This is a genomic window from Bradyrhizobium sp., assembly GCF_049586575.1.
Lineage (GTDB): Bacteria > Pseudomonadota > Alphaproteobacteria > Rhizobiales > Xanthobacteraceae > Bradyrhizobium.
The window spans coordinates 1-17,735 of record NZ_JBAVCF010000624.1; the positions used below are offsets into that span (position 1 = coordinate 1).

17 protein-coding genes and 1 pseudogene are annotated in these 17,735 nt (G+C 62.2%); 10 read left to right on the top strand and 8 right to left on the bottom strand.

All coding sequences use genetic code 11. The annotated features are described in order from the left end of the window. The 3 genes and pseudogenes from WB528_RS23030 to WB528_RS23040 all read left to right on the top strand — a co-directional run. Positions 1-453, top strand: a pseudogene (locus tag WB528_RS23030) (allantoinase); the annotation flags it as partial. 24 nt (positions 454-477) lie between these two features. Beyond that, positions 478-1,752: an allantoate amidohydrolase gene (locus tag WB528_RS23035; RefSeq protein ID WP_423891006.1), complete on the top strand. Its 1,275-nt coding sequence runs from the start codon at positions 478-480 to the stop codon at positions 1,750-1,752. Between the two features lie 93 nt (positions 1,753-1,845). After that, the gene (locus tag WB528_RS23040; protein ID WP_423891008.1) at positions 1,846-2,538 is read left to right on the top strand and encodes a cysteine hydrolase family protein; all 693 of its coding nucleotides are present in this window, start codon (positions 1,846-1,848) and stop codon (positions 2,536-2,538) included. Positions 2,539-2,566: 28 nt separating this feature from the next. Here WB528_RS23040 and WB528_RS23045 read toward each other — a convergent pair whose 3' ends face one another. Continuing rightward, positions 2,567-3,553, bottom strand: a complete 987-nt coding sequence (locus tag WB528_RS23045; protein ID WP_423891009.1) for a Bug family tripartite tricarboxylate transporter substrate binding protein — start codon at positions 3,551-3,553, stop codon at positions 2,567-2,569. A gap of 129 nt (positions 3,554-3,682) precedes the next feature. Here WB528_RS23045 and WB528_RS23050 point away from each other — a divergent pair, with 129 nt between their 5' ends. Beyond that, positions 3,683-5,026, top strand: a complete 1,344-nt coding sequence (locus WB528_RS23050; protein ID WP_423891012.1) for an MmgE/PrpD family protein — start codon at positions 3,683-3,685, stop codon at positions 5,024-5,026. A 1-nt stretch (position 5,027) separates the two neighbouring features. Here WB528_RS23050 and soxA read toward each other — a convergent pair whose 3' ends face one another. The 7 genes from soxA to WB528_RS23085 all read right to left on the bottom strand — a co-directional run bounded on the left by soxA (position 5,028) and on the right by WB528_RS23085 (position 11,083). Then, positions 5,028-5,819: a sulfur oxidation c-type cytochrome SoxA gene (gene soxA / locus WB528_RS23055; protein ID WP_423891014.1), complete on the bottom strand. Its 792-nt coding sequence runs from the start codon at positions 5,817-5,819 to the stop codon at positions 5,028-5,030. Continuing rightward, a complete protein-coding gene (soxZ, locus tag WB528_RS23060; RefSeq protein WP_423891015.1) occupies positions 5,816-6,136 on the bottom strand; it encodes a thiosulfate oxidation carrier complex protein SoxZ in 321 nt (106 codons plus the stop codon). The genes soxA and soxZ overlap by 4 nt, the downstream gene beginning before the upstream one ends. Beyond that, positions 6,136-6,618, bottom strand: coding sequence for a SoxY-related AACIE arm protein (locus WB528_RS23065; RefSeq protein ID WP_423891017.1), 483 nt, complete (start codon positions 6,616-6,618; stop codon positions 6,136-6,138). Before WB528_RS23065 ends, soxZ begins: the two co-directional genes overlap by 1 nt. A gap of 30 nt (positions 6,619-6,648) precedes the next feature. Further along, positions 6,649-7,062 carry a sulfur oxidation c-type cytochrome SoxX gene (soxX, locus tag WB528_RS23070; RefSeq protein WP_423891019.1) on the bottom strand — a complete coding sequence of 138 codons (414 nt, stop codon included), beginning with the start codon at positions 7,060-7,062 and terminating at the stop codon, positions 6,649-6,651. Between the two features lie 37 nt (positions 7,063-7,099). After that, positions 7,100-8,383: an FAD-dependent oxidoreductase gene (locus WB528_RS23075; protein WP_423891021.1), complete on the bottom strand. Its 1,284-nt coding sequence runs from the start codon at positions 8,381-8,383 to the stop codon at positions 7,100-7,102. A 62-nt stretch (positions 8,384-8,445) separates the two neighbouring features. After that, entirely contained in the window at positions 8,446-10,623 is a 2,178-nt protein-coding gene (locus WB528_RS23080; protein WP_423891024.1) for a molybdopterin cofactor-binding domain-containing protein, read from the bottom strand. A gap of 10 nt (positions 10,624-10,633) precedes the next feature. Beyond that, positions 10,634-11,083: a (2Fe-2S)-binding protein gene (locus tag WB528_RS23085; protein WP_423891025.1), complete on the bottom strand. Its 450-nt coding sequence runs from the start codon at positions 11,081-11,083 to the stop codon at positions 10,634-10,636. Between the two features lie 185 nt (positions 11,084-11,268). Between WB528_RS23085 and WB528_RS23090 the strand changes: the two genes are divergently transcribed. The 6 genes from WB528_RS23090 (at position 11,269) to WB528_RS23115 (ending at position 16,955) form a co-directional block, all read left to right on the top strand. Beyond that, positions 11,269-12,333: an isocitrate/isopropylmalate dehydrogenase family protein gene (locus WB528_RS23090; RefSeq protein ID WP_423891026.1), complete on the top strand. Its 1,065-nt coding sequence runs from the start codon at positions 11,269-11,271 to the stop codon at positions 12,331-12,333. 145 nt (positions 12,334-12,478) lie between these two features. Beyond that, positions 12,479-13,672 (top strand): ABC transporter substrate-binding protein, encoded by a 1,194-nt coding sequence (locus WB528_RS23095; protein WP_423891028.1) that lies wholly within the window; start codon positions 12,479-12,481, stop codon positions 13,670-13,672. A 10-nt stretch (positions 13,673-13,682) separates the two neighbouring features. After that, complete coding sequence (locus WB528_RS23100) at positions 13,683-14,543, top strand: branched-chain amino acid ABC transporter permease (RefSeq protein WP_423891030.1); 861 nt, start codon at positions 13,683-13,685, stop codon at positions 14,541-14,543. Next, positions 14,540-15,511, top strand: a complete 972-nt coding sequence (locus tag WB528_RS23105) for a branched-chain amino acid ABC transporter permease (protein ID WP_423891032.1) — start codon at positions 14,540-14,542, stop codon at positions 15,509-15,511. Before WB528_RS23100 ends, WB528_RS23105 begins: the two co-directional genes overlap by 4 nt. Further along, on the top strand, positions 15,508-16,236 hold the full coding sequence (locus WB528_RS23110; protein WP_423891034.1) for an ABC transporter ATP-binding protein: 729 nt from the start codon (positions 15,508-15,510) through the stop codon (positions 16,234-16,236). The genes WB528_RS23105 and WB528_RS23110 overlap by 4 nt, the downstream gene beginning before the upstream one ends. Next, positions 16,233-16,955: an ABC transporter ATP-binding protein gene (locus WB528_RS23115; RefSeq protein WP_423891036.1), complete on the top strand. Its 723-nt coding sequence runs from the start codon at positions 16,233-16,235 to the stop codon at positions 16,953-16,955. The genes WB528_RS23110 and WB528_RS23115 overlap by 4 nt, the downstream gene beginning before the upstream one ends. Positions 16,956-17,735 lie beyond the last annotated feature (780 nt).

Genomic DNA, 17,735 nt, shown 5'->3' on the forward strand with positions numbered 1-17,735 from the left:
CTCGGTTGGTATACCGGCCGGACCTCGATCAACACCGTGAGGCTTGTGATGGAAGCCGGCGGTTTTATGTATTCCTGCGACTCCTACGCGGACGATTTGCCTTACTGGATCAAGGGACCGGCCGGGCCGCATCTGATCATTCCCTATAGCCTCGACGTCAACGACATGCGCTTTGTCAGTGCGCAGGGGTTCGGCAATGGCGATCAGTTCTTCACCTATCTCAAGGACTCCTTCGACGTGCTCTATGCCGAAGGCGAAACCTCCCCGAAGATGATGTCGGTCGGTCTGCATTGCCGGGTCATTGGCCGCCCCGGTCGCGCGGCATCGTTGATGCGGTTTCTCGATTACATCGCAAGCCACGAGCGGGTCTGGGTTCCGAGCCGCCTGCAAATCGCCCGGCACTGGCACACCAATCTCTCACATCTTGCGGCCGATGCGCCGCAGCTCGGATAACGTTTAGCTTCGCTGTTGAGAAACATGAGCGAAAAGGACGCGGCAACCGCTGGACGACAGGCTTCGCCGCTTGGCGAGGAGATCGTCGGCCGCATTAATCGGCTCGCGGAAATTTCTGAGGCGCCCGACAATCTGACCCGCATCTTCCTCACGCCTGAGCATCGTGCGGCGGCCGATTTGATCATGACCTGGATGGTCGAAGCAGGCATGAGTGCCCATCTCGATGCCATCGGAAATATCTGCGGCCGCTACGAGGGCGAACGCCCCGGTCTTCCATGCCTGATGCTGGGCTCGCACTACGACACCGTGCGCGACGCCGGCAGATGGGATGGCCCGCTCGGCGTGCTCACGGCGATCTCCTGCGTCGCCGAGTTGCACAAACGCGGACGCCGTTTTCCCTTCGCCATTGAGGTGACCGGCTTTGCCGACGAGGAGGGTGTGCGGTTTGCATCGACGTTGCTTGGCAGCCGGGCCGTGGCCGGCACCTTCAACGAGCGCGTGTTGACTTCCAAGGATAGCGCGGGAATTTCGATGCGCGAGGCCCTGATTCAATTCGGACTCGACCCTGACCATATCGGCGCTGCCGCGCGCGTGCGCGGCGAACTGCTTGCCTATGTCGAATTGCACATCGAGCAAGGGCCGGTGCTCGAAGCCAGGGGATTGCCGGTCGGCGTGGTCAACGCGATCGCCGGCGCCACGCGCCTCGCCGCAAGATTGACTGGCATGGCTGGTCACGCCGGAACGGTGCCGATGGCGCTGCGGAGGGATGCGCTGGCGGGCGCGGCGGAATGCATCTCCGCGATCGAGCAATTATGCCGCGCCGATGACGGCGGGCTGGTCGGCACCGTCGGTTATGTCCACGCCATGCCCGGGGCGACCAACGTCATTCCCGGACAAGCGCACTTCACTATCGACATGCGCGCGCCGACCGACACCCATCGCAATCGCGCAGTGACCGAAATGGTTCGGCGGATTGAGGCGATCGCGAAGCGCCGAAAGCTGGAGTTGCAGCTCGACGTAACGCACGAGAACCGCACCGTGCCCTGCGCGCCGTGGCTGAAGACGCAAGTGGCGGAAGCCGTGACGGCCGAAGGCTATCCGGTGTTCGAACTGCCGAGCGGAGCCGGCCATGACGGGATGGCGATGGTCGATGTCGCCGACGTCGCCATGGTGTTCGTGCGCTGCCGCGGCGGTGTCAGCCACCATCCTGACGAGCATGTCGAGGTCGCCGATGCCGATGCCGGCGCGCGCGTGCTGCTGCGGCTGATCGAGAATTTCCGGCCGCGCGCTGACGGTTAGCCTGCGGCGTCGTACATAGTGGCACAGGCCTTGCTTGACTTTAACGTGGACTTGGCAGCCAGAATTCTCCTGCGCTTGGAGGCGTAACGCGTCGTGACGTTAAAGCAGTTGCCTAAAGGCGTGGTCGCCGCCGAACCGGAGCCGATCGAACTCGACTGGTCGGTCACCGCGCTGGTCATCATCGACATGCAGCGCGATTTCATGGAGTCAGGCGGCTTCGGCGAGACACTCGGCAACGACGTGTCGCGGCTTGCAACCGCCATCAAACCGGTTGCCTCGGTGCTGAAGGCCGCGCGAGACAGCGGCATGCTCGTCATTCACACCCGCGAAGGCCATTTGCCCGATTTGTCGGACGCGCCACCTGCGAAGGTCGAGCGCGGCGCGCCAAGTCTTCGCATTGGCGATCCCGGCCCGATGGGGCGGATCCTGATCCGCGGCGAGGCCGGTCACGACATCATTCCCGAACTCTATCCGCTCGACAGCGAGGTCGTGATCGACAAACCAGGCAAGGGCGCATTCTACGCCACCGAACTTGGCGACATCCTGCAGAAATACGGCATCGAAAATCTGCTCGTCTGCGGCGTGACCACCGAGGTTTGCGTCAATACCACCGTCCGCGAGGCGAACGACCGTGGCTATCGATGCGTCGTGCTGTCAGACGGTTGCGCGTCCTACTTTCCTGAATTCCACGACATGGGCCTCAAAATGATCAAGGCCCAGGGCGGCATCTTCGGCTGGGTCAGCGACTCCGCCGCGGTCCTTCAGGCCATGAAGCCGAAGACTTAAAACGCCGGCAGGAAGGGCAGCCAAATAACTACTTCACTTCGATCTTCGCCTGAGCCGCGACGTCCTTCCAGACGGCAAGGTCCTGCTTGATGAAGCTGGCAAACTCCTGCGGAGAACTGCCGACGACCCGAATAGCCTGGTTCTCGAGCTGCGCCTTTGTGTCGGGATTCTTCAGCGCCTGCACGATCTCGGCGTTCAGCTTGGCGACGATCTCAGGCGGCGTCTTGGCCGGCGCGAGAATTCCGTGCCACGCGACGATGTCGAAACCGGGATAGCCGCTCTCCGATATCGTCGGCACATCGGGCGCCACCGGCGAGCGGTCCTTGCTGGTGACCGCAAGCGCGACCAGCATTCCCGAATGCACGAGCTGAAGCGCCGAGATCGGATCGGAAAACACCACCTGCACCTGACCCGCGACGAGATCGGCGACCGCCAGCGCGGTGCCGCGATAGGGAATGTGGGTCATCTTGATCCCGGCCTTGAGGTCGAACAGCTCGGTGAGCAGATGGTTTGAGGCGCCGACGCCGGTCGTGCCGTAGTTCAACGCGCCGGGCTTGCTCTTGGCGAGCGCCACGAACTCCTGCAAGGTTTTCACGCCGAGCGAGCGGTTCACGACCATGATGTAGGGATAGGTACTCGTGAGTGAGATTGGCGCAAAATCCTTCACCGGGTCGTAAGGCAGGTTTTTGTAGACGGCGGGGTTAATGGAGATCGGCCCGGATTGCCCGAGCAGAAGGGTGTAGCCATCGGGGCCGGATTTGTTGACGAACTCGGTGCCGACGATCGAGGCGCCGCCGCCGCGATTTTCAACCACGATGGTCTGGCCCGTGTCTTTGCCGATCTGGTTGGCGATCACCCGCGCCGTCCCGTCGGCCGAGCCTCCGGCCGAGTAGGGCACGATCAAGTGGATGGGATGCGAGGGGTAGTCGTCGGCTCGCGCCGTATTTCCAGCGAGAACGGCCGTGATGACGAAGGACAGCGTTGCAAGCGAAAAATGCTTCGAAGCGATTGGCATGGGCCCCGGGAGTTTATTGTCGATCTCATGTTCGTGTAGCATAGGGTCGAATTTCAGGTCCATCGTCCCTTGGTTGCGCCTTTCCGTTACCTGCGATGCTCCGCACACTTAAGAACGGGGAATAACGAGATGCTCGACAAACCCGGCGTGACTGAGAGTCTCGCTCGTCACATTGTTGCAACGCGATGGGACGACGTGCCGCAGCAAGTGCGCCACCAGGCCAAGCGATCCCTGATCAATTTCCTGGCGGTGACGCTGGCGGGCTGCCGTTCCACCCCGATCGAAATTGCTCGACGTTCGCTCGCGGAGTTTTCCGGCGGCCGGCAGGTAGCCTTGATCGGCCACGCCGGGCAGATCGATGCGTTGAGCGCGGCCTTTCTCAACGCCGCCGCCGCCAACGTCGATGACTTCTGCGATACCCATACGGCCACCGTCATTCACCCGACTGCTCCGGTCGCCGGCGCGTTGTTCTCGTATGCCGGATTGCGGCAAGTCAGCGGCAGTGAGTTTCTGTTGGGCCTTGTCCTCGGCAATGAAGTGCAGGCCCGCATCGGACTTGCGATGTCGCCCAGCCATTACAACAGGGGGTGGCACATCACATCGACCTGCGGCGTATTCGGGGCCGCCGCAGCCTGCGGCAAGCTGGCCGGACTTGATGAACGCCAGATGATATGGGCGCTCGGCATCGCGGCCACGCAGTCGGCCGGCCTGTGCGAATGTCTGGGAACGCCAGCCAAGAGTGTGAGCGTCGGCAACGCGGCGCGTAACGGCTTGTGGTCGGCATTGCTCGCTGAAAAAGGATATGACGGACCGGTGGAACCTCTCGCGGGCGTCCAGGGCTTTTATCATGCGCTGGCGGAGCAGGCGGACCTGTCGCGCATCACCGACGGTTGGGGCGACAGCTGGGCCATCATGGCAACCTGCTACAAGCCTTATCCGTGCGGCTTTGTGATTCATCCCGTGCTCGACTGCGTGCTGGACTGGCGTCGCGATCATCCCGAGGCTGAAGTCGCCCGCGTCGTGGTGCGTGGGAACCCATTATTGAGTGTCCGTGCTGACCGGCCGCATATCTCGACGGGACGCGAGGCGCAGGTCAGCGTGCAGCACGCCGTCGCCGCCGCCCTTGTCGGAGGACAAGCAGGGCTCGATCAATTTACCGACGCCTGCGTGCGCGATCCGCAAGTGTTGAACCTTCGGAGCAAGGTCGAGGTCATGCGCGACGAGCGTTTCTCGACCGTAACGGCAGTCGTTGAGATCAACACGGTGGACGGGAAAATTTTCAAACTTGAGCAACTAGCCGCACGCGGCAGCGAGGGCAATCCGCTTTCGGACCGCGATCTCGAGGAGAAATTGCGTGCCGCGGCGCTGCTGTGGGATCCGCGCTATGACGCCGCGCCGGTGATCGATGCGATCTGGGCCGTCGAGGCCAACGTGGATGTGACGAAGCTGATATCGCTGGCGGTGCCGCGGTAGATCACGGCCGCACGGCCGGCGTCTCGACCGGCATGCCACGCGCGCGCGACATCAGGTAAAGCTCCAGCTCGACCAGCTCCGGCGCGCCGAAATCGTAATTCTGGGCCCGCATGCCGGTGATGCAGTTGCGTAAGCGCCGCTGCAGCGATCCCAGCGATTGCCACTCCAGCCGATAAATCGGATAGCCGTTGGGAATGCCCTGCGTAACGGCGGAGCCCGCCAGGTGCTTGTCCCAATTGTCGTCGTGGCAATTGGTGCAGGCGAGATTGAGCTGTCCCTGCCGGTGCATGAACAGGTCGCGACCCTTCGCGACGAAGGGTTGCAACTCCGCCGTTGCATCGGGAGTGATCGGCATGCCACGCGATTGCTCCGCGAGGAAGGCGCTGAGCGCCAGCAGGTCATGGCGTTCATAGGGAAGGGGCGTCGCGTTCTGGTGGCGGACGCGACACAGGTTGATGCGTTGTTCGAGGTTGACGGGCTGCCCAAGTGTCTTGTCATAGGCCGGATAGCGCGCCGCCACGCCCTTCATGCTTTCGCGCGCGTCGTTGTGGCAGTCGGCGCAGGACTTGCCGGCTGAGCCTACCTTGCGATTCCACAAGGTTTCGCCGTCGAGCACGCCAAGCATGCCGGGATTGGCCGTGTCGTCATCCTGCATCGCCTTCGTATCGGGCGCCATGAACGTGTAGCCGGACCTGCGCTCGGCTGACGGGATCTCGGTCGCGATCAGGGGACGAAGGATGATGCCGGCCGCGAGCAGCAGCGACGCCAGGACTATCGTTGCTGCAACCCTCATTCGACCGTGATGTTAGCCGAGGCGGTCTCTAAGAAACCGTTGTCGCCGATCCATTCGAACTCGTATTTTCCGCTTTTTGTCGCGACGGTGAAAAACGAGATGAAGGGGTTGGCGGCGGTTGCGGGGAAGAGATCGGCGCGGAAAATCTCCTCGCCTTCAAAGCGGCAGGTGAGGCTCGTGATGATGTCACGCGGTACCAGCGCGCCCGACATGGTGCGGCGATAGCCGGTTTCCATGATGTGCGACATCAGGGTCTTGATCTCGATGACGTCGCCGTTTTTGGCCTTCTTGGGAACATTGATCAGGGCTGCGGTCATCAGATCACCTCCTCGGTGCAGGCGGCCAGGGTCACCACGACGTCGGCCGTGGTGGACCAGAACGAGCCATCGGAAAGCTTCGCAATCGCGGTGATCCTCTGACTGTCCGCGAGCCGCACGCGGGTTGAAACCTGGGCGCGGCCGGCGCGCGGTCCGAGATAAAAATTGCCGAGGTTGGGCTGCGGATTCTTCTCGTTAAAGACGTAGATGCCTTTGACGTAGTCGTTCGCCGTCATCGGGCTCGCGACACTCACGGTCATCGGTACGGCGTTGCCGTTCTCGACCAGCGGCGGAATCTCGAGCCTGACCTTGCCGTTCTGTACGACCGCGCCGCCGACAATGGCGCGGATCGCCGCTGCCATGGTCTCCGGCGTTGCTTCGACGGGACGCACGCGGATCGCCAGCGGCAACACGCCGATGGCGGCAGCGCCGCCGGCGAGGCCGAGAAACCGGCGGCGTGTGGAAGTTGGTTGTCGTCGCATCTAACCCTTCCTTCCTTCCTTCCTGCCTTCCTATTGGCGCAGCGTTGCAAGATAGGCCACAATGTCCTCAATCTGTTCGGCCGACAGGATCGGCTTGCCACGCCAAGGCTGCGCCACGCGATCGAGCCCGTCTACCCGGTAATAAGACGGCATGATCGTTCCGGGGTTGAGGCGGGAGGCATCGACCAGCCGAAGCCTGAGCTGGCCTACCGACCAGCGGCTGCCCGAGCCTGCAAGGTTGGGCGCGAGGTCACCCTGGAACTTCTCCTCCGGAAACGGGCCGCTGTGGCACAGGATACAGGTGTTGGTTCGATTCAAAACCAGCGCGCGGCCCCGCATCGCATCGCCGGGCACGCCGGTCAGCGATTCCAAAATCGAATCGCCGGTGACCGTGTAGGGCCTCAGCTCCTCTCCAGTGACCGCCCAAGGCAACGCCAGCAGCATTGCTGCGAGACAGCCCCTGACAATCGAAATTCCTGACCTAGCCAAACGTTTCCACCGTGATCTTCTTGAACCAGGATTGCGCCCGGTCCGCTTCGTCCTTTCGCGATCCGCTCAGGGCATGGACCGGGCTCGTGAAGCCTGAGCCCACCACTTCTCCGAAAAGATCGTCCCGTGGCTGGTAATTGCCCGACATCGAAAACGCATAGCCGGGCGCAACCGTGTTGTAGCAAGTGCCTTCGATCGTGGGTCCTGGTAGCGCGGTTCCAGCAATCAAGGCCGCAACGATACCGGCGCAGGCCTTCCCCTCGGAACTCGCGGCGGACGCCGATTTCGGGGCTGCGCCGCCGATGAAGGCATCGCCGATGACGTGGATGTTGGGAACGAGCGTGGAAGCAAATGTCGCCGGCTCGATCGCGCACCAACCGGTCTTGTCGGCTGCGCCCGCAAGAGCCGCGATGCGGCCGGCTTTCTGCGGCGGAATCACGTTGGCGACCTGCGCATTATAGTTGCCGAAATCGGTGATGAGCGTGTTGGTCGCGGGCTCGACCGAGACGACGCGGCCGCCTTCCGACAGCGCAATGCGCTCGATCATGCCGGGATAGAACTGCTTCCAGGCGTTTTCGAACAGGCGCTGCTGCGGAATCCCGTCCTTGGCGTCGAGGATGAGAATCTTGGAGCGCGGCTTCCGCGCTTTCAGATAATGGGCGATCAGGCTCGCGCGCTCGTACGGCGCGGGAGGGCAGCGATAGGGCGTCGCGGGAACCGCCAGCACGACCAGGCCGCCATCCTCCATCGCCTCGAGCTGGCGTCGCAGCAATACGGTCTGCTCGCCGGCCTTCCAGGCATGGGGCATCTTTGCCGCCGCGGCTTCGTCATATCCCGGCAATGCATCGAACCGCAGGTCGATGCCCGGCGCCAGCACGAGTCGGTCGTAGGGAAGGGATGTTCCGTCGGCAAGGCCGACCATGCGTCTTTGCGGATCGACTTTGGTGGCGGCTTGCGCGACGACGGTCACGCCGCCGGCGGCAATCTTGTCATAGCCGAATTGCTGCGCCTCGATCTCGCGCATGCCGGCGATCACTTCGTTGCTGAACGGGCAGGCGGTGAAAACCCGGTTCGGCTCGACCAGCGTCACCTGTAGTCTGGAATCGATCTTTCGCAAGGCGCGCGCGCAACTGGCGCCGCCGAACCCACCGCCGACGACGACGACGCGAGCGGCGGATTGCGCATAAGACGGACATGGGAGAACAGACGACGCCGCTGCCGTCGCAAGCCCGCGAACGACATTTCTCCGCGTCATCTTCTGCCGCAGTGAATCCATCAGCACGATCCGAGAATGAAGCGGCGGCCGCTGGTGAACTGGGCCGCCGCTTTCCACGCTTTCTAAGCGAAGGTGATGTTTTGATCCCGCAGCGGCGCCGAACGAATTCGTTTTCCGGTTGCTGCGAAATAGGCGTTCAGGACCGCGGGTCCCGCGACGCAGATCGTCGGCTCGCCGACGCCGCCCCAGAAGCCGCCGCTCGGCATGATGATCGATTCCACCTTCGGCATTTCGGAGATCCGCATCGAGTTGTAGGTGTCGAAGTTGGTTTGCTCGATGTAGCCATCCTTGACGGTGCAGCCGCCATAAAACAGCCCGGTGAGACCGTAGACGAAGGAGCCCGCAATCTGACGCTCGATCTGCGCCGGATTGACGGCATAGCCGGGATCGGTCGCCGCCACGATGCGGTGAACCTTGATCTTGTTGCCGTTGGAGACCGAGATCTCCGCCGCACCGGCGACGTAGCTGCCGTAGCCCATATGCTGGGCGATGCCGCGATAGATGCCTTTGGGCGCCGGTGTTCCCCAGCCGATGCGCTCGGCCACGGCGTTGAGCACCGCAAGATGTTTCGGGTGTTTGGACATCAGCTTGCGGCGGAATTCGAGCGGATCCTGTCCGGCCGAGTGCGCCAGCTCGTCCATGAAGCATTCGAGATAGATCGCATTGTGGTTGACGTTGACGCCGCGCCAGAAGCCCGGCGGGACGTGCGGATTGCGCATCGAGTGGTCGATCAGGAGATTGGGTATGGAATACCCGATCGCCGCTTCTCCAGTTGCGTTGAGGCCGGCGAATGTGGCGGGGTCCTTGCCGTTGACGAGCGCCGCCGGGCGCAGGCTGAACAGGATCGATTGCCCGGAGATCCGCATATGCAGCGCGGTCAGGTTGTTGTCGGCATCGAGCGCGCCGGTCATCTTGCACTGGGTGACCGGATGGTACGCGCCGTGCTGCATGTCTTCTTCGCGCGACCACAACAGCTTGATCGGCGTGCCCGGCATCTGCTTGGCGATGGCGACCGCCTGCCGCACATAGTCGGTATTGCCGCGGCGTCCGAAACCGCCGCCGAGCATCTGTTTGTAGACGTCGCATTTGTCGGAAGGAAGGCCAGCTACTTCAACGGTCGCAGCGAAGGCGGCCTCGCCATTCTGCGTGCCGCACCAGACCTCGCATCGGTCCTCGGTATAGAGAGCCGTCGCGTTCAGCGGCTCCATGGTGGCGTGGTTCTGGTAGGGATAGCTGTAGACGGCTTCGACCGTCTTCGCGGCGTTTGCGAACGCGGCCTTCACATCGCCGTTCTCATTGCCAACAAAGGCCGGCTGCGAAGCGTCGAAACCTTCCTCGAGCCACTTGGCGATCGACGCGCTTGAGACCTTGGCGTTCTCGCCTTCGTCCCAGACGATCGGCAAGGCATCGAGCGCCGTCTTGGCGTGCCACCACGTATCGGCGACGACGGCGACCGCGTAGTCACCGACCTTCACCACCTTCTTGACGCCCTTCATGTTGGCGATCTTGGCTTCGTCGTAGCTCTTCAGCTTGCCGCCAAAGACCGGACAGGCCTTGATCGCGGCGTTGAGCATGCCCGGCAATTTCACGTCGATGCCGTACATCATCCTGCCGGTGGTCTTGTCGACGGTATCGAGGCGCTTGACGCCCTTGCCGGCAAGCTTCCAGTCCTTTGGATCCTTCAGCTTGACGTCGGCCGGAGGCTCAAGCTTCGCGGCGGCTTCGGCGACCTTGCCGTAGGTGGTCGTGCGTCCCGTGCCCGTGTGGGTGATGACGCTGTTGGCGGAGGTGCATTCGGAAGCCGGCACCTTCCATTCGTTGGCGGCGGCTTGGACCAGCATCAAGCGCGCGGTGGCGCCGCCCTTGCGAACATATTCGTTCGAAGCGCGGATGCCGCGGCTGCCGCCGGTCGAGAAATCACCCCAGGCGCGCTTGCGCGCCACGCTTTGTCCCGGAGTGGGGTATTCGGTCGTGACCTTCGACCAGTCGCATTCCAATTCCTCGGCCACGAGCTGGGCGAGGCCGGTCAATGAGCCCTGGCCCATTTCCGATCGGGCAATGCGGATCACGACGGTATCGTCGGGCCGGACCACCACCCAGGCATTGACTTCGGGCGAGCCGTCGGCGGCGCGCACCACGGTCGGACCGAAGGGAATATCGAGGCCAAGTGCAAGGCCGGAGCCGAGAGCGGCGCTGCCAATGACGAAGGCACGCCGATTAAGACGGGGCATATGATTCATGATGATCTCCTCAAGCGTTCGCGGCGGCGTGAATCGCCTCGCGCACCTGCTGGAAGGTGCCGCAGCGGCAGATATTGGTGACGGCGTCGTCGATGTCCTGGTCGGTCGGCTTGGGCTTGTCCTTCAGCAGCGCCGCCACCGCCATGATCATGCCGCTCTGGCAATATCCGCATTGAGGGACGTCGTTATTGATCCAGGCCTGCTGCACCTTGTGCAGGGCGCTGTTGCTCGCCAGCCCTTCAATCGTCGTGATCTGCTTGCCGGCGGCTTCGCTGACCGTCATGCCGCAGGAGCGCATGGCGACCCCGTCGACATGGACCGTGCAGGCCCCGCATTGTGCAATGCCGCAACCGTATTTGGTGCCGGTGAGGCCGACGTTTTCCCTGATTGCCCAGAGCAGCGGCGTATCCGGTTCGACGTCGACGTTGAAGGACTTTCCGTTAATTGTGAGGTTTGCCATCGCGATCCCCTGTTCTGTCCAATCCATCGAGAGGACATCGGACGAATTTGACCCGGAATCTCAGGCAGTTCAAATCAATATTCTGCGTAGCGGGTATGGAATAAATGGGGTTGGGAGGCCTGTTGTTTTGCGCTATTGCCGCGTTCGAGGCCGCTTCAGCCTGACGCTTTCAAGGAAATCCAAATATGCGCATGGTTGTCTTGCCTGGTGATGGGATCGGGCCCGAGATCACGAACGCCACCACGAGGGTGCTGCGGGCAGCATCCGAGCACTTCCAGCTCGGCGTCCAGATCGAGGAGCATCCGGTTGGGCATGAAAGCCTCAGGAAATTCGGCACGACGGTTCAGCCTACGCTGCTGGAGACCGTGCGGTCGGCGGATGGTCTTATCCTCGGGCCGACCGCCACCTTCGATTTCAAGAACGAGCACAGCGGCGAGATCAATCCGTCGAAATATTTCCGCAAGAACCTCGACCTGTTCGCCAACGTGCGCCCCGCACGAACCTATCCGGGATTGCGCAACCGGCTTGGCGACTTCGACCTCGTGGTGGTGAGGGAGAATACCGAAGGCTTTTATGCCGATCGCAACATGGAGCAGGGCAACGGCGAAATCCTTGTCACGCCCGATGTCGCGATTTCGCTTCGGCGTATCACCCGGCTTTGCTGCGAGCGGATCGCGAAGTCGGCCTGCCAGTTGGCGATGCGGCGCAAGAAGCATCTGACCATCGTTCACAAGGCCAACGTGCTCAAGATCGGCGACGGCATGTTTCTGGATATCTGCCGCGCAGCCGCGAAGGAGTTTCCGGGCCTCGCCGTCGACGACATCCTGGTCGACGCCATGATGGCGCATGTGGTTCGTACCCCGGACCGGTTCGACGTCATCGTATCCACCAACATGTTCGGCGATATTCTGTCGGACCTGACGGCGGAGCTGTCGGGAAGCCTTGGCCTTGGCGGTTCGCTTAATGTCGGCGCCACGCACGCGATGGCGCAGGCCGCTCACGGCTCGGCGCCTGATATCGCAGGCCGCGACGTCGCCAATCCATTCTCGCTGATCCTCTCGATGGCACTGCTATTGGCATGGCACGGCGAGCGCTCGGGCGCCGCGCGTTTCGAGGAGGCTGCCCGCGCCATCGAAGGCGCTGTGGCGACCGCGATCGAAACAGGCCAGGCGACCAAGGATGTCGGCGGCCGTCTCGGAACCGCCGCTACCGGCCAGGCCGTTGTCGAGATCCTTGGCAAGGCGGCATGATGAAGCGTAAAGCTACCATAAACATGGATACCACAAAGGAGCGATAGACGCCGCTTCTGCCGTGCGGCAAGGTGGCGCCGGCTTTTAAAATCAAGAAATTGGGGAGGATACAATGTCGACGAATTGGCCGGCTGGAAGCGCAAGGATGAATCGGCGGACGATGCTTTCTGGCACGGCGGCGCTATTGGCGGCTCCTTGCGTTATCTCTTCCGCACGCGCCGCGGCGCCCGCCGTCAACGTCGGCGTCATCCTGCCGCTGTCGGGGCCGAATGCCCAGTTCGGCATCAACTCGCGCAACGGCATCGAACTCGCCGCCGACGAAATCAACGCGGCCGGCGGCATCGCCGAGCTCGGCGGCGCCAAGATCAACCTGGTCGTAGCCGATGCAACCTCGACGCCGACGACCGCCGGCAACGTCGCGCAACGGCTGATCACCCAGCAGGACATGACCGCCGTGTTGGGAGCGTTTGCTTCCTCGCTGACGCTTGCGATCTCGGAAGTGACCGAACGGCGCGACATTCCGCTTCTGACCATGTCCTTTGCCGACCAGATCACCGGACGCGGTTACAAAAACATCTTCCAGGTAGTCGCCAAGGCGTCCGTGATCGGCAAGGCGCAGTTCGACTATACCTCCGCGATTGCACAAGGAGCCGGCGCCAAGCTCGGCAAGATCGCGATCATGTACGAAGACACGGCCTACGGCACCGCCCAGGCGAAGGGCTTAAGGGCAGGGGCCAAGGCCGCCAATGTCGAGATCGTCATGGATGACGCCTATCCGCTGGGGATCACGGATACGACGCCGTTGGTCAACAAGCTGCGCGAGTCGGGCGCGCAGGCGGTGTTTCCGGTCTCCTACCTCAATGACAGTCTTTTGATCATCCGCACCATGCGGCAACAGAAGCTGACGATTCCTGCGATTGGCGGCGCGGCCGGCTATGTCATTCCGGATTTCGAGAAAGCGCTCGGCGAATTTTCCGAGAACGTGCTCTCGATCAACACCTCCAACTACGATCTTGCGCCTGAATTGACCGATCGCTTCCGCAAACGCTTCGGCTATTTCATGGTGCACGAAGCGCTCGAGCACGCCGTTTGCCTCGAGGTGCTGGTGCAGGCCATCAAGAAGGCGAAATCGGCCAAGGCGGAGGAGGTCGCGGCAGCCTTGCGCGGCGCCCGGTTTACTGGCGGCTGGATCAACGGCATGACCGGCGGCGCGGTGCAATTCGACCAGACCGGCTTGAACGTGCTCTCGGTGCCGCTGATGGTCCAGTGGCACGGCAAAGACATCGTCACCGTCTGGCCAAAGGACGTCGCGAAGAGCGCGCCGGTCTGGCGGAGCTGAACCGGCCCGGATGTCATTCATTCAAGCCATCCTCGACGGGCTCCTGGTCGGCGGTGTCTATGCGGTGATCTCGATCGGGTTGACGCTGGTCTACGGCGTGATGGGAATCGTCAACTTCGCGCAAGCACAGTTTCTCACCATCGGCATGTTCGTGGCGTGGTTCGCCTGGGCGTTTCTCGGTCTCGATCCAGTGCTCGCTGCGCCACTGTCGTTCGCGGTTGCGTTTGCGATCGGCTGGTTCGTGCAGGGGCAATTGATCGCCCGCATTCTGTCGGCGCCGGCGGTGGCGCAGATATTTCTCACCGTGGGCATTCTGATTGTGATCGAGAACGGATCGTTGCTGCTGTTCGGCTCGGCGTTCCGCTCGGTGACGACATCCTACCAGACCGTTGCGCTGTCGCTGGGACCGCTGTTCATCAGCGTTCCCTACCTGATCGCATTTGCGATGTCGCTTGCTTGCGGCGTCCTGCTGTGGTGGTTCATGCGCGCAAGCTGGTTTGGCCGCGCGATGCGCGCCACCGCGCAAAACCCGTCCGCGGCACGGCTGATGGGGATCGATGCGGAATTGATGTACAAGCTTGCCTTTGCTCTGGGCGTCGGGCTGACCGCGTTCGGCGGCGCGGTGATCCTGCCGTATGTGACGGTCTTCCCTGGCGTCGGCGGCCAGTATGTTGTTCTCATGTTTACCGTCGTCGTGTTGGGAGGGCTCGGCAGCGTCGCCGGCGCCGTCGTCGGCGGTCTGGCGGTCGGGGTGATCCAGTCGTTATCGTCGCTGTTCTTTCCGATTCAATTGCAGAACCTGGTTTTGTTCGTCGTCTTCATTCTGGTGTTGGCCGTGCGTCCGCAGGGCCTGATCGGTGCTAACAGATGAGGCACCGGATCGCGCTCGGCATCCTGCTTGTCGCGGCAACATTATTGCCGCTCGCGCTCGATCCGCGCGGGTACTGGATCCGCGTGCTGGCGATCACGTTGCTGTTTGCGGCGATGGCGCAAGCCTGGAACATCGTCGGCGGTGTCGCCAACCAGACCTCGCTGGGACACGCCGCGTTCTTCGGCATCGGCGCCTACACGTCCACGGTGCTGTTGCTCAAGTTCGGTATCAGCCCGTGGCTCGGCATGCTCGCCGGGGGCGTACTCGGCGGTCTCGCGGCATTCGTTGTCGCGATCCCCACCATGCGGTTGCAAGGTCATTATTTTGCGCTGGCGACGCTTGCGTTCGGAGAGGTGATGCGGGTGATTGCCAATGTCTGGACGTCGTTGACCGGCGGGCCGGGTGGACTTTCGGTACCATTCACGTCCCCAAGTTTTTGGGATTATTCCTTCAAGCTTCTTCGCCCGCATGCCTATATCGCACTGACCGCCTTGATTGTCGTGACGGTGATTTTCGAGGCCATCCGGCGGAGCGCGATGGGCTATCGGCTGCGGGCGATCCGTCAAAATCCGTCCGCCGCTGAGGTGATTGGCGTCGATACCACGCGGGTCAAGCTTCAGGCTGCGGTGATCTCGGGCGCGCTGATTGCGATGCTGGGCACCCTTTATGCCCAGCTCGCGGTGTTCTTCGATCCGGATACGGTGTTCGGCATTGCCGACATCTCGATCCGCATCGCGATGATCGCGATTATCGGCGGTGTCGGCACGGCGGCGGGGCCGATCCTGGGTGCGTTCTTCATCATCCCCCTCGAGGAGGTCATGAACGATCTACTGTCGTCGCGCGCTGCGGGCCTGTCACAACTAGTTTTCGGCATCATATTGATCGCCGTCATCCTGTGGCGGCCGCGTGGTTTCATCACGATATTCGATTCCCTGCAGGCGCGCTGGTCGCGAAAGGTGACGCCGTGACGATCCTGGAGACAAGGGGACTGTCGCGCCGGTTTGGCGGCTTGCAGGCGCTGTCGGATGTGACGTTTTCGGTCGCCAAGGGCGAAATCGTCGGCGTGATCGGGCCGAACGGCGCCGGCAAGACCACGCTGTTCAGTACGCTGGTCGGCCTTATCAGGCCCAACACGGGCAGCGTGGTTCTGGACGGCAAGAACCTCAGCGGGTTGAAGCCACACACCATCGCAAGCCTCGGCATGACCAAGACCTTTCAAAACGTGGCGTTGTTTGCCGAGAGCACGGTGCTTGAGAATGTCCTGACCGCAGGCCTTCTTCATCACCGCGTGGATGCTGCGCGAGACGAGGCCGTGAGGTGCCTGGAGCGGGTCGGGTTGAAAGGCGTGGCCCAAAAGCAGGCGGGCGACCTTTCCTTTCCAGAGCGTGCGCGGGTTGAACTGGCGCGCGCGTTGTGTACGGCGCCCAAGGTGCTGCTGCTCGACGAAGTGATGGCGGCGCTCAATCCCGCCGAGATGAGCGAGATCATGCGATTGATTCGCTCGCTGCGCGACGACGGCGTCACGCTGCTGGTGGTTGAGCATCACATGCGCGCGATCATGAATATCTGCGATCGCATCCTCGTCTTGAACTTCGGCCGGCTTCTGGCGGACGGCACGCCGGCGCAGATCGCCGGCGATCCGAAGGTCATCGAAGCCTATCTCGGTCACCGCAAAGAGGCGGTACGCCGATGAGCGGCTCTTCGCCACTTCTCGAAATCAGGCAATTGCGCGCTGCTTACGGCGAGGCGGAGGTGCTGCACGGAATCGATCTCGCAGTTAGCCAGGGCGAATTCGTCTGCATGATCGGGGCGAACACTGCTGGCAAGACGACACTCCTGCGCGCGATCTCGCGCCTTGTTCCGAAGTCGAGCGGGACCATCAGGTTTGACGGCGCCGACCTGATGATGCTTTCGGCGCATGAAATTCCTTCGCGCGGCATCGCCCACGTTCCCGAAGGACGTCAGGTGTTTGCCGAGATGACGGTCGAAGAGAATCTGCTGCTCGGCGCCTTCACCGCCCGGAAAGCCGGCGATCTGCCGGCGCGGATTGAAGACGTGTTCGGTCTTTTCCCTCGCCTAAGCGAGCGCTTCGGACAGTTGGCGGGAACGTTGTCCGGCGGTGAACAGCAGATGGTGGCAGTCGGCCGCGCGCTGATGCTTCGTCCGAAATTGCTGCTGCTGGACGAGCCGAGCCATGGGCTCGCGCCCAAGGTAGTCGAGGAGATGCACGAGGCACTCACGGCCATTCACAGCCGGGGCACTTCCATTCTTCTGGTCGAGCAGAATGTCGAGCTGGCGCTGGAAGTCGCGACGCGCGGTTATGTTCTGGAAGCGGGCAGTGTAACGTTGGAGGGCACGGCGGCTGAATTGCGCGCCAATCCCGCCGTTGTTGCTGCGTATCTGGGGATATAGCGGGTTTGCAAGGCCAGTTCTGACCTCCGACCTGGCGGAGCCTTCAGCCTTGTCATGTCATCTGCGGAAGCAAGCCGCGAAGTAACCGGCACCTTTAGAATCAGCGCGCCTCCCAACAAATAAGCACAATCAGCGCCACGACAATCGCAAGGGCAGTGAGTGAGAGATACCGGATAGCAGGGCCGTCCCGCCAACGGCGCGGTCTCCTGTCGCGCCAGCGACGCGGTGGAATATAGCGGGCTTCCACGGCAACCTCCTTCTAACCGCGCGTTCGACGCCGTCCGTTTGCGCGCGCTGACTGTCGCCTTGAGGGCACGGCAAGCTCCTGGATTATTTTGATCTTGAAGGTCGTGGGGCGACCAGTTTCCGAAGCCCGATCAATAACGGTCGGCTTTTTCAGGAAGCCGGTTGAAGTCCGGTTCAGTAGATCGTTCGTATAACCGACAGCGATGTGTCCGGTTCCAGATATAACGGCGAAAACAGGTTGCTTGTCACGAAACGGCGGGTTTCCGGGGCGCCCTGGCATTTGCGCCAAAAATCGAATTTGTCGAAGCATTTCAATCTGATTTTACCTGTCCAGTTCTGGCTGGAAAAATATTTCGCTTTGCCCGTCGGCAAATCATCTCTACAAGCCCGCGCGTCCCGTCTCACAAGAGGGGCGCTCGCGATCGTCACGAACGTTGGGTGCGGGATGCGATGGACGCTTTGGCGGCGCGTTGACGAACGGCGCAAAAGCGGACGGAGAAGTCGTGTGGTCCTGACGCCCCGACGCTGGCGTCA